This is a genomic window from Kaistella pullorum, assembly GCF_014837035.1.
Lineage (GTDB): Bacteria > Bacteroidota > Bacteroidia > Flavobacteriales > Weeksellaceae > Kaistella > Kaistella rhinocerotis.
Map to the genome: position 1 here is coordinate 133163 of NZ_JACSPS010000002.1, position 12437 is coordinate 145599.

10 protein-coding genes are annotated in these 12437 nt (G+C 43.2%); 7 read left to right on the top strand and 3 right to left on the bottom strand.

All coding sequences use genetic code 11. The annotated features are described in order from the left end of the window. Positions 1–18: 18 nt before the first annotated feature. Positions 19–981, bottom strand: coding sequence for a glycosyltransferase family 2 protein (locus H9628_RS05100; RefSeq protein ID WP_251833710.1), 963 nt, complete (start codon positions 979–981; stop codon positions 19–21). A gap of 1 nt (position 982) precedes the next feature. After that, positions 983–1873 carry a lysophospholipid acyltransferase family protein gene (locus H9628_RS05105; protein WP_251833048.1) on the bottom strand — a complete coding sequence of 297 codons (891 nt, stop codon included), beginning with the start codon at positions 1871–1873 and terminating at the stop codon, positions 983–985. Between the two features lie 84 nt (positions 1874–1957). Between H9628_RS05105 and H9628_RS05110 the strand changes: the two genes are divergently transcribed. From H9628_RS05110 to purF, 7 genes are all read left to right on the top strand, one after another. After that, complete coding sequence (locus H9628_RS05110) at positions 1958–2527, top strand: thioredoxin family protein (RefSeq protein ID WP_251833049.1); 570 nt, start codon at positions 1958–1960, stop codon at positions 2525–2527. 132 nt (positions 2528–2659) lie between these two features. Continuing rightward, positions 2660–4087, top strand: a complete 1428-nt coding sequence (purB, locus tag H9628_RS05115) for an adenylosuccinate lyase (protein WP_251833050.1) — start codon at positions 2660–2662, stop codon at positions 4085–4087. A 124-nt stretch (positions 4088–4211) separates the two neighbouring features. Continuing rightward, on the top strand, positions 4212–7901 hold the full coding sequence (locus tag H9628_RS05120; RefSeq protein ID WP_251833051.1) for a phosphoribosylformylglycinamidine synthase: 3690 nt from the start codon (positions 4212–4214) through the stop codon (positions 7899–7901). A gap of 147 nt (positions 7902–8048) precedes the next feature. Further along, the gene (locus tag H9628_RS05125; RefSeq protein WP_251833052.1) at positions 8049–8654 is read left to right on the top strand and encodes a SatD family protein; all 606 of its coding nucleotides are present in this window, start codon (positions 8049–8051) and stop codon (positions 8652–8654) included. Next, positions 8655–9356, top strand: a complete 702-nt coding sequence (locus H9628_RS05130) for a DUF3307 domain-containing protein (RefSeq protein ID WP_251833053.1) — start codon at positions 8655–8657, stop codon at positions 9354–9356. It abuts the gene before it with no gap. Between the two features lie 25 nt (positions 9357–9381). Next, on the top strand, positions 9382–10101 hold the full coding sequence (gene purC / locus H9628_RS05135) for a phosphoribosylaminoimidazolesuccinocarboxamide synthase (protein ID WP_251833054.1): 720 nt from the start codon (positions 9382–9384) through the stop codon (positions 10099–10101). An 18-nt stretch (positions 10102–10119) separates the two neighbouring features. Continuing rightward, the gene (purF, locus tag H9628_RS05140; RefSeq protein WP_251833055.1) at positions 10120–11610 is read left to right on the top strand and encodes an amidophosphoribosyltransferase; all 1491 of its coding nucleotides are present in this window, start codon (positions 10120–10122) and stop codon (positions 11608–11610) included. A gap of 51 nt (positions 11611–11661) precedes the next feature. On the opposite strand, the gene H9628_RS05145 is transcribed toward purF, so the two are convergent. After that, positions 11662–12273, bottom strand: coding sequence for a porin family protein (locus tag H9628_RS05145; RefSeq protein ID WP_251833056.1), 612 nt, complete (start codon positions 12271–12273; stop codon positions 11662–11664). Between the last annotated feature and the right edge of the window lie 164 nt (positions 12274–12437).

The window sequence follows — 12437 nt, forward strand, 5'->3', positions numbered from 1 at the left end:
AGTTGTCAAATTTAAATCCTAAAGGAAATGTTTAAATATGATAAACTTTGCATTGAAATATTTCTGTAGCTGCGGACCTTTTCGAAGTTTCAATGTTCCCGGAATCTGTCTGTAGAAACTGAAATGTGCTTGTATAACGGCTAAAAAATGGGGAAAGCCCATCTTTAAACCAAAATGTACGGCCGCGGCCGCATCAAGAATCAGCCTTGCAAGCAGGACCGGAAAAACGGCTTTTGTAGGCAAATTCTTTAGAAGCATCGTGAAGTTGTTCCTGATGTTCAGGAAAGTTTTACGCGCGCTTTGTTTATTCAGTGTGCCGCCGCCGACATGGTATACCGTTGACTGCGATGTATAGAAAATGCGCCGACCGGCATTCTGAAGCCGCCAGCAGAGATCGATCTCTTCCTGATGTGCAAAAAACCTTTCATCAAAACCATCCCGCGCCCAAAAATCCTTAGACCGGATAAAAAAACAGCAACCTGAGGCCCAGAAAATTTCGGCTTCGTCATTATATTGACCCAAGTCTGTCTCCACCGTTTCAAAAAGTCGTCCGCGGCAATAGGGATAACCTAAATTATCGAGGAAACCGCCTGCAGCACCTGCAAACTCAAACTGGTTTCTGTTATTGTAATCTAATATTTTCGGCTGAATAACGGCAATTTTCGGATTCTCTTTAAATAGGGCAACCACGCGCTGCAGCCAACCTTCGGTGACTTCCACGTCAGAATTTAATAAACAAAATACATCTGCATCGATGCTGCGTAGGCCTTCGTTATAACCTGCCGCAAAACCGCTGTTACTGGCGTTTTCAATTATTTTAACTAAAGGAAATGTGCGTCGGACAAAATCTATTGAATCATCCGTAGAAGCATTGTCAATTACATAGATTTCAGTTTCCGAAGAATATTGGATAACGCCTGGCAGGAACTTTTCAAGCCATGACTTTCCGTTCCAGTTTAAAATGGCAATTGCGACCCTCAACTTATCTGTTTTCATTTGTAGTATCCATGAATTTTACCGCGTGTTGGTACTTCCAGCGGCGGTGTGACCACAAATAATTTGAAGGGTCTTTATTGACGGTGTTTTCGAGCAGTTTATGAAATTTTCGCACCACTTCGAATTCGCTAAACCTTTCGCTATCCGGGTAAATCCGATGGTAATTTATTTGGTAGAAACCGCGTTTCACTTTTTTCATCTCACAGTACACAAAGGCCAGATCCATTCGCGTAGAAAGTTTGTCGTAGCCGATGAATGCCGGTGTTTTTTGATTCAGAAATTTAAGACCATATGAAACTTCGGAGACATGAGGCGTCTGGTCTGCCACAAACATATACACTGAATTTCCGTCATTTTTATTTCTAAAAATGTGTCGGATGACTTCTTTAGCCTCCACTGCGGTGTTGCCGAAGCGGTTCCGCACGGTTTTTATACCTTCCTCCCAAAACCCGCTCTGCACTTTCCGGTAAACGGGGAAGCTGTGTTCCTGCGGAATGATGGTTGCGAGCGCGGTAAACCATTCCCAATTAAAAACATGGCCCGCTAAGAGAATCACGTTCTTCTGCTCAGCCTTTGCCTCCGCAAAGATATCCTGGTTGAGATGCTGCACACGGACCCGAAGTTCCAGCCTTGAAACGGTGAAGGACTTTAGTGTTTCAACGATATAATCGGCAAAATTTCGGTAAAAGTTTTTTTCAATCTGTTTCAGTTCCTCACTGCTTTTCTTTGGAAAAGATTTTCGCAGGTTTTCTTTCACCACCGTGCGACGATAGCGCAACACATAGTAAGTAATCACAAAGATTAAATCCGCAAAAATATACAGTAGCCAAAGCGGCAGCCGGGAAATGGCTAAGATGATTTTAAATAGGAATTTCATGTTGATGCTTGCAAATTTAGCAATTATTAACGTGCTGAAAGCCGCTATTTTTTGTTATTTTGCATCACCAAATTTTTTGAAAGAATGAATATTATTAAAACCAAAATATTATCTATTTCGCTACTTGCTTCTTTTTCTTTATTGTCCGCACAGGTCACCACGAAAGATACCAGCAAAACAAAAGCGGAAACTCAGCAAACGGTCAGTGCTGATGCTGCCAAGAAAGCTGCAGCCGAAGAAAAGGCACGGTTACCTAAGCCCTACAACGCGGAGGAAGACGCTGAAAAGAAAATTGCTGAACTTGTATTGCAGGCAAAGGCCGAAAATAAAAAAATCATATTGCAGGCCGGCGGCAATTGGTGCATATGGTGTCTGCGATTTAATGAATTTGTGCATTCTACACCTGAGCTGAACAAGATTTTAGCGGATAGCTACATCTATTATCATCTGAATTACTCTCCGGAGAATAAAAACGAGAAAGTCTTTGAAAAATATGACAATCCCGGCGCGAAATACGGGTATCCGGTTTTCATAGTGCTTGACGCGGACGGTAAGATGATCCACACGCAAGACAGCGCAGTGCTCGAAGAAGGAAAGGGTTACAGTGCAGACAAAGTGAAAGAATTTTTGCAGAAATACGCTGGCAACTCTTAACATCAAAATAACGCTCCGAACTTTCGGGGCGTTTTTCTTTTCTGAATTTTTAAAATTAAATAGCGGTTTACAACTTTTATATTCCTCTCTAAAAAACTAAATTTGTGCACCGCAACACGCCAAAAAAACAAAATGGATTCATACAAAAACCCACTTGAAGAGCGATATTCCAGCGCAGAAATGCTTTATAATTTCTCGCCCAACAATAAGTTCAGAAACTGGCGGAAACTGTGGATTGCACTCGCCGAAATACAGAAAGAACTTGGCCTGAACATCACAGATGAGCAAATCAGCGAGCTTAAGGCAAATGCGCATCATATCGACTTTCAAAAAGCAGCTGAATACGAGAAAAAATTCCGGCATGACGTGATGGCGCACGTCCACACGTATGGAGACGCCGCACCTGCTGCGAAAGGAATCATTCATCTCGGTGCCACTTCGGCATTTGTAGGAGATAATACGGACCTCATCCAAATGCGTGACGGCCTTTTGCTGCTTCGCAAACAATTGGTAAATGTAATCTCCGGACTTTCAGAATTCGCTTTAAAGTATAAGGATCTTCCCACCCTCGGCTTCACGCATTACCAACCCGCGCAGCTTACTACTGTTGGGAAAAGAGCGACGCTTTGGCTTCAGTCTCTTATTTTGGATTTTGAAGAACTTGAATTTTTTATTGAAACGCTTCGTTTTCGCGGCGTGAAAGGTACAACAGGTACCGCGGCCAGCTTTCTTGAGCTTTTTGACGGAGATTATTCTAAAGTGAAACATCTGGATCGTGAACTTTCCGCGCGTTTCGGTTTTGACAAAGTTTTTGGGGTGTCAGGACAGACGTACGACCGTAAGATCGATGCTAAAGTGTTGGCTTTGCTGAGCAATATTGCGCAGTCGGCACATAAATTTACAAACGATCTCCGCCTGTTGCAGAATTTGAAAGAAATAGAAGAACCTTTCGAAAAAGACCAGATCGGCTCCTCCGCGATGGCATATAAACGAAATCCGATGCGCTCTGAACGAATTGGTTCGCTTGCGAAATTCGTTATGTCGCTTTCGTCAAGTTCTGCAATGGTAGCAGCGACGCAATGGTTCGAAAGAACGCTTGATGATTCGGCCAACAAGCGTCTCGCGATACCGCAGGCATTTTTAGCGGTGGATGCTATTTTGCTGATCTGGAATAATATCATGAACGGCATCGTGGTTTACGAAAAGCGCATCCAGAAGCACATCATGGACGAATTACCGTTCATGGCGACCGAATATATCATCATGGAAGAAGTGAAAGCTGGTGGTGACCGGCAGGAAATTCATGAGATCATTCGCGTTCACTCCATGGAAGCCTCGAAAAAAGTGAAGATGGAAGGTAAAGAAAACGACCTTATCGAAAGGATTTTGAATGATTCAAGATTGAAAATGGATAAGGAGAAATTTATGGAAGTTCTTGATCCTGCCAATTTCATAGGCTTTGCACCGGTTCAGACTGAAGAGTTTATCGAAAATGAGGTTCGCCCGATTTTGGCTAAATACAGCGAACTCATCGGCTGGAATGCTGACCTTAAAGTATAATGATTTGCAGGCTGTTTTGTCTGCATTTTTTTTGTTATTTTTAATTTGTTCCGGTACGTAAACAGTTAATATTTAAAAAGTTAAAGGCAGTGAATATGTTCAATGCTGCCAATCAAAATATCGTATGAAGACCCGAATTTTTGTTGAGAAACGTGGAATTTTTGATGTAGAAAGTCCGCAAATTTACAATGAGCTCAAAAACATTGTTCCGAAACTCGAAAACGTGAAAGTGTACAACATTTACGATGTTTTTGGATTGGCCGAACCCGAAATGGGAAAAGTGGTTTTCAATACTTTCGTCGATCCCGTAACCGACGTTTTACACCATGAAAATCCGGCGAAAGGGCTTTTTTTCGCGACCGAATTTCTTCCCGGACAGTATGATCAGCGCGCAGATTCGGCACAGCAATGCATCACGCTGCTCACCGGTCACACAGATACAACGGTTCGTACAGGAAAACTCATTGAGTTGTTTGGGATTCAGCCGCAAGATTTTGAACTGATTAAGTCTCATCTGATCAATAAAGTTGAAAGCCAGGAAAAAGACCTCGGGAAGCTTGAAATTCCGTCAGTCGAAACACCTGATCCGGTCGTTATTCATAATGGATTCACTCAATGGTCGGAATCTCAGCTGCAAAAATTTTACACGGAACATGGTTTTGCTTTTGGATTTGATGATTTGCTGTTTATCCAGTCTTATTTTAAAAAAGAAAAACGTGATCCGAGTGAAACGGAACTTAAGGTTTTAGATACCTACTGGAGCGACCATTGCCGGCATACCACCTTTGAGACAGAGCTTACTGACATTCGGTTTGAAGGTGCATTTAAAGCAACTTTAGAAAAAATATTTGAAGATTATCTCGCAAAACGAAAATTTCTCGGGCGGGAAGAAAAACCAATTTCGTTAATGGATTTGGCTACGGTTTGTGCGAAATATTTCCATAAAACCGGCAAACTTGAAAACCTGGTGATTTCCGATGAAATCAATGCTTGCACGATAGAGATTGAAGCCGAATTTGACGGAAAAAAGGAGCCGTGGTATCTTCTGTTCAAAAATGAAACGCACAACCATCCCACAGAGATCGAGCCGTTTGGCGGTGCATCCACCTGCCTCGGAGGTGCGATCCGCGATCCTCTTTCCGGCCGTGCTTACGTCTACCAGGCAATGCGTCTTAGTGGTGCCGCTGACGTGCTGGAACCGTTTTCTGCTACGTTACCGGGCAAGTTACCACAACGCACCATCACAAAACAGGCTGCAAACGGTTATTCCTCCTACGGAAACCAGATTGGTTTGGCTACTACGCATGTAAGCGAAATTTACCATGAAGGATACCGCGCAAAACGCATGGAAGTAGGATTTGTGGTAGGAGCTGTAAAAAAAGATTGGGTTCGGCGTGAAAAACCTGTAAACGGTGATATTGTAATCCTTTTGGGCGGTGCTACCGGCCGTGATGGTGTTGGAGGCGCGACAGGCAGTTCAAAGGAGCAGGATGAAACCGCGATCCATACCTTATCTACAGAAGTTCAGAAAGGAAATCCTGTGGAAGAACGCAAGATTCAGCGTTTATTCAGGAGTCCGGAAGTTACCTCACTGATTAAGAAATCAAATGATTTTGGTGCAGGCGGCGTTTCCGTTGCGATTGGTGAAATAGCAGAATCGCTGGAAATTAACCTCGATGTGCTGCCATTGAAATATGGTGGTTTGAATGGTACAGAACTCGCCATTTCGGAGTCGCAGGAGAGAATGGCCGTCGTCATCGAGGCGAAAGATAAAGAAGTTTTCATTAAATATTGTCAGGACGAAAATATACGCGCGGTAGAGGTTGCGAAAGTAAATGATTCCGGACGCATGCAAATGTTTTGGCGCGGCAAAATGATTGTGGACCTGAGCCGCGATTTTCTCGATTCGAACGGATGTGCAAAAAGTCAGACAGTGGAAGTCTCTCATCTGAAAAATGTGCAGACAGACTCGCCTGTATTTTCTGAGGAGTCTTTTTATGCGGCACTTTCCGATAAATCTGCGGCTTCCCAAAAAGGTCTTGTGGAAATGTTTGATTCGTCCGTCGGCGGCACTACCGTTCTGATGCCGTTTGGCGGAAGGTATCAGTTGACTGAAGCCGAAGGTAGCGTGCAGACGTTGCCGGTTTTGGGTGCTGAAGATGTAGAAACCGTTTCGCTCGCGGCCTGGGGTTTTGATGGTGGAGTTTCTTCACAAAATTCGATGGTTGGCGCTGCCAATGCCGTCATTGAAAGTGTTGCAAAAATCGTGGCGATGGGTGGGAACTATCGGAACATCAGGCTCAGTTTCCAGGAGTATTTTGAGAAACTTGGAAATGATCCTTCGAAGTGGGGCAAACCTTTGGCCGCAATTTTAGGCGCTTATGATGCGCAAGTAAATCTGGAACTGGCTGCTATCGGTGGTAAAGATTCGATGAGTGGAACCTATCAGGATATCCATGTTCCGCCTACGTTGATCTCGTTTGCCTGTGCGCCCGGTCAAAAGAATAATATCATTTCTCCGGAGTTCAAGCATGCAGGGAACAAGCTGTATTTTTTCAATCACATACCCGCCGAAAACGGACTGCCTGACTATTCAGCTTTGAAAGAAATCTTCGGTTTTATTCATGATAATATTAAAGCTGGAAATATTAAATCGGTGAAGACTGTAAAGGATGGCGGTGTTGCGGTTGCACTTGCGAAAATGAGTTTTGGGAACATGTTGGGAGCTGAGGTTTCTGTTACTGAGGAGTTTCTGCTAAAGAAAAACTGTGCCAGTTTCGTCATTGAATCTACATCAAATTTAGACAATTCATCACTTCAATTAATTGGTGAAGTTGTTTCGGGAAAATACCTCATAATCAATAATTTTAATTTTGATATTAAAAAATTACTTGAAGTAAATACTTCCGTTTTTGAAGGTCTTTTCCCAACGGTAGAAACGGATAAAATTGAAGTTGAAATTGATTCAAAGCTAAATAGTGTTAAGCGGAGTCCTGTGATAATTAGTAAGCACGGATTTGCAGCGCCGCGGGTTTTTGCACCTGTTTTTCCCGGTACAAATTGCGAATATGAGACGCAGAATGCTTTTACAAAAGAAGGTGCTCTGGTTCGAAGTTTACCACTGATTAATCTTAACAACCAACTTTTAAATGAAAGCATTGATGCGTGGTGTGCGGAGATTTCGCAGGCGCAGATTCTTGTATTTTCCGGTGGGTTTTCGGCAGGTGATGAGCCGGACGGTTCCGCGAAATTCATTGTCAATGTGCTTAAGAATCCCGCGATGATGGATGCAGTTCATAAGTTTTTGGAGCGTGACGGAATGATTCTCGGAATATGTAACGGCTTTCAGGCATTGGTCAAATCCGGACTGTTACCGTTCGGAGAAATTCGCGATTTGGACGCGGAATCGCCAACTTTAGCGCACAATGCGATTGGTCGTCACATTTCGCAGATGACCGATGTTCGGGTTGTAAATGATTCTTCGCCGTGGCTGAAGGGAATGAAGGATCAGGTTTTCACAATTCCGCTTTCGCATGGTGAAGGCCGGTTTGTGGCAGATGAGCGTATAATTTCCGAACTTTACCAAAACGGACAGATTGCGACGCAATACGTAGATCTGGACGGAGAAGTGGCGCATGGAATGCCTTTCAATCCAAACAACTCTTTGTTTGGTATTGAAGGAATTACGGACAGGTCGGGTAAGATTTTTGGCAGGATGGGTCATCCGGAAAGGTATGCAGCGGGACTATTCAGGAATATCCCAACCGCCGAATATCACAATATCTTCCGTAATGGAGTTGAATATTTTAAATAAATCAAGCAACTGGCGAATGCCAAAATCGTAGTTATAAGCTTAATTGCTTATAATGTGGCTTTATAAGCTAAAAACCTTATAAGTGCAGTATATTAGCAAAATAACTTATATTTGGTGTTTATAAGCAAATTCGCTTATATTTGTATTATGATTGCAGTCATTACCGGTGATATCATCAGTTCACAAAATGCAGAATCCGAATCCTGGATCGGAAGCCTGCGCAACTTGCTGTCCACATGGTCTGCAACACCGGAGAACTGGGAAATTTACCGAGGTGACGAATTTCAGATTAAATGCAGTGTTGATGATGCGTTCGCGAAAGCACTGATGATCAAGTCTTTGATTAAAAACATCGAAAACCTTGACGTCCGTCTCGCTATTGGCGTTGGAAACGAAGTCTTTCGCTCAGAAAAAATCACGGAATCAAATGGTTCAGCTTATGTAAATTCTGGCCGCTTGCTGAACGAAATCAAAGCAGAAGGCAGAACGCTCGCCATACGAACAGAAAACGATAACGTGAACCGCGACCTGAATATTCTGTTCAAATGGGCATCCATAGATTTTGATGGTTGGTCAGTCGCCACGGCTGAAATTATTCACCGTATGCTTACCAACCGCGATCTCACACAGGAGCAGCTCGCCAGGGATTTCAGCATCTCGCAATCATCGGTGAGCCAGCGGCTGAAAAGGGCCAATTATGAGCTCATTTACGAGACTAACCAGTTTTTCAGGAAGAAAATAGCAGAACTTTAAATGATTTTCACGCTTCTTATACTAGCTCATCTTTTGGGAGATTTCCTTCTCCAGCCAAACGCATGGGTCAGCCATAAAGAACGAAGAAAAACAGCAAGCATCTATCTCTACCTGCACGGTTTCATCCATTTCGCATTGGTAATCATCGTTCTTTGGAACATCAAACTATGGTGGATCGCGGCAGTAGTTGCTGTGTCACATTTAATAATAGATGCGCTGAAACTTCATTTTCAAACAGATACAAACAAAAGAACGTGGTTTTTCCTCGACCAGGCGCTTCACATCGCCGTAATCGCTGGAGTCTCTGCGCTTTATTTTCCGTATTGGCGTTGGTCTGACCTGTTTTCGCCCGAAAATATCCGCATCGCTACTGCCATCATCTTCCTTACGCTGCCCACTTCAATTTTAATTAAGACCTTAATCTCGATCTGGACGCCCGAAGACGCATCTTCTGCCGACAACCAAACAGAATCTTTGATCAATGCAGGAAAATATATCGGCATCCTGGAGCGATTGCTAGTGTTCGTATTTATCTTAGTGAATCATTGGGAAGGTGTCGGTTTCATGATCGCCGCCAAATCGGTCTTCCGCTTCAGTGATCTGGCACAGGCAAAACAGCGAAAACTTACCGAATATGTGCTCATCGGCACGCTGCTAAGCTTCGGAATAGCGGTTATAGTCGGGATCTTAGTTCAAATTTAACAGCTACAAATCATTACAAAAAGACATGGAAAAAGGAAAAATGTTATACGAAGGCAAAGCGAAACAAATTTTCGAAACTAACAATCCGAATGAAGTGATTGTCCGTTTCAAGGATGACGCAACTGCCTTCAATGCCCAAAAAAGAGGCAGCGTCGACCTAAAAGGAGAGATGAATAATGCGATTACCACGCTGATCTTTGAATATTTAAGTCAAAAAGGCATCGCGACGCATTTCATCAAACAGCTAGACGAGCGCGAACAGTTGGTAAAGAAGGTGAACATTATCCCACTTGAGATGGTAGTGCGGAATTATTCCGCAGGCAGTATGGCCAAAAGACTTGGCGTGGAAGAAGGTATTAAATCACCCGTTACAATCTTCGATCTCTGTCTTAAAAATGACGAACTCGGTGATCCGTTGATCAATGATCACCACGCGGTCTTCCTGGGCGTTGCAACTTATGAGGAACTGGACGAAATGTACGAACTGACTTCTGACATTAATGATATCCTGATTGAACTTTTTGGCCGGATGAATATCATTTTGGTTGATTTTAAAATCGAGCTTGGAAAAACAGCGGACGGAAAAATTATCCTCGCAGATGAAATTTCCCCGGATACCTGCCGTTTATGGGATAAGGAGACCATGAAAAAACTCGATAAAGACCGGTTCCGACGGGATTTAGGCGAGGTGACCGAAGCATACGTAGAAATCTACGAGCGCCTGAAAAAAGTTTTGGGCAAGTAAAATTTTTTTAAACGAATCATGCAGGATTTAGAATCACAAAAAAAACAATATTTAGATCAGTTTAAAGACCGGATGTACGGCCGGAACCTGATGAAGAGCGAGGACATGCACGATTCGCCGTCGGAAGAATGCGGGATTTTCGGTATATATTCGGATATGGATCTGGATACTTTTTCCCTCTCGCAGTTTGGCCTTTTTGCACTGCAGCACCGCGGACAGGAAGCTTGCGGAATCTCGGTGATGAACAAAGGACGCATTTTCAACATCAAGGATGAAGGTCTGGTGCTGGATGTGTACAAAAACATCCGCGAGCCCGAAACTTTCATGGGCAATTCGGCGATCGGGCACACGCGCTACACCACCGCCGGCGACAAGAAGAAATATAATTTTCAGCCCTTCTTCGCGAAAAATGAATATGACCAGATCATTCTCTCAATTGCACATAACGGAAATCTCACGAACGCGGTCGAACTTAAAAGAGAACTTGAAGCCGAAGGCGTCGTTTTCAAAGCTACTTCAGACTCGGAAGTTATTTTAAGGCTTATCCAGAAAAACCTGGACCTGGGTTTGCGTGCCGCAATCAAAGCGACCATGGAAAAAATCGAAGGTGCCTATTCCGTAGTTGGGATGACGCGCAATAAATTTTTCTCGTTCCGTGATTTTAACGGTATTCGGCCTTTGGTTCTTGGCGCTATTGATCAGAACACCTTCGTTGCAGCCTCAGAATCTGTGGCGCTGGACGCGGTGGGAGCGCAATATGTACGTGATATTCTTCCCGGCGAAATAGTGTACACGAGCGAGAATGAACAGGGTTTGAAATCATTTTTAGTAAAAGAAAATTGCCGCAGACGTATTTGTGCATTCGAATATATTTATTTTGCACGACCCGATTCGACGCTGGAAGGAATCAATGTGCATGAAATCCGCGAGAAATCCGGTGAGAAAATTTGGCAGCAGTCTCCTGTAGATGCCGATATTGTGATTGGAGTGCCCGATTCGGGCGTGCCGGCCGCGATTGGCTTTTCAAAAGCCTCCGGAATACCTTTCAGACCTGTTCTGATTAAAAACCGCTATATCGGCCGAAGTTTCATAGTACCGACACAGGATATGCGCGAACGGATCGTCAACCTGAAACTTAATCCCATCATTTCCGAAATACGTGGCAAAAGGGTAGTGATCATTGATGATTCCATTGTACGCGGAACCACTTCGAAACGTCTTGTAAAAATTATGAAAGATGCAGGCGCGAAGGAAATTCACTTCAGAAGTGTGTCACCGCCAATCATTGCGCCATGTTATCTGGGCATCGATACACCTTCCAAAACAGATCTCATCTCTGCAAATATGACAGCTACTGAACTGCGCGATTATCTTGGAGTAGATTCACTGGAGTTTTTAAGTATGGATAACCTGAAGGAAATTTTGGGCAGCAGCGACCACTGCTTTGGGTGTTTTACCGAAATTTATCCCGTTCCTCCCGGACCAAATCCTGATTATACAGACGAATAAAAAAAAGGTTGAGAAATTTCTCAACCTTTCTGTTTAATAAATTCTGTCTTATTAGAACTTATATGCTAAACCTACCTGGAATACGTTGTTCTTCACAGCGTCACCACTGTTCTCACCATCTTTGTAGATGTCTGTGAAACCTGCCACATATCTTGCAGTAAGACCGATATTAGGTGTAAAGTAGTAACCTGCACCAAGACCAACACCAAAGTTGAAGCCGTTTAGCTCGTCTTTGTAGTTATCAGACTCAGCAATTGTGTTACCTGTAGTTTCGTTTTTAGACTTGTCTTTTGCTGAAACCAATAGACCCAATTCCGGACCTGCCTCAAGGTAGAAGCTTGGTGTAGCGTTGTACTGGAACATTACTGGCACAGTGATATAATCAAGATTTCTTGAACCTGAGTAACGCTCGTTGTTAATCGGGTTTACCCAATCTACTTTTGAACCATATTGGCTGTAAAGAAGCTCTGGCTGGATGCTGAAGTTTTCAGCGATCGGAGCGTTCATGAACAAACCAGCGTTAAAACCGATTTTTGAAGACTGATCATCCAAACCTTCTTCAGTAGAAAGTGAAGAAACATTCATCCCTGCCTTGATACCAAACTGCTGTGCGAATGTCAATGAACTCATTGCGATTGCTGCACCTAAAAATAACTTTTTCATAATCTTAAATTTTTAGTTAATTTTTGCTGACTGAATTTAGATTGTGAATATTCTTTAATTTGAAATATCACGGTTCTAAATTATCGGTCTGCGCTTTTTAAATTTTTTGTTTTACGGAAAGCGATGTCGCAAACCGTGTGCCAAAACCGGTGTATGATTTAAAA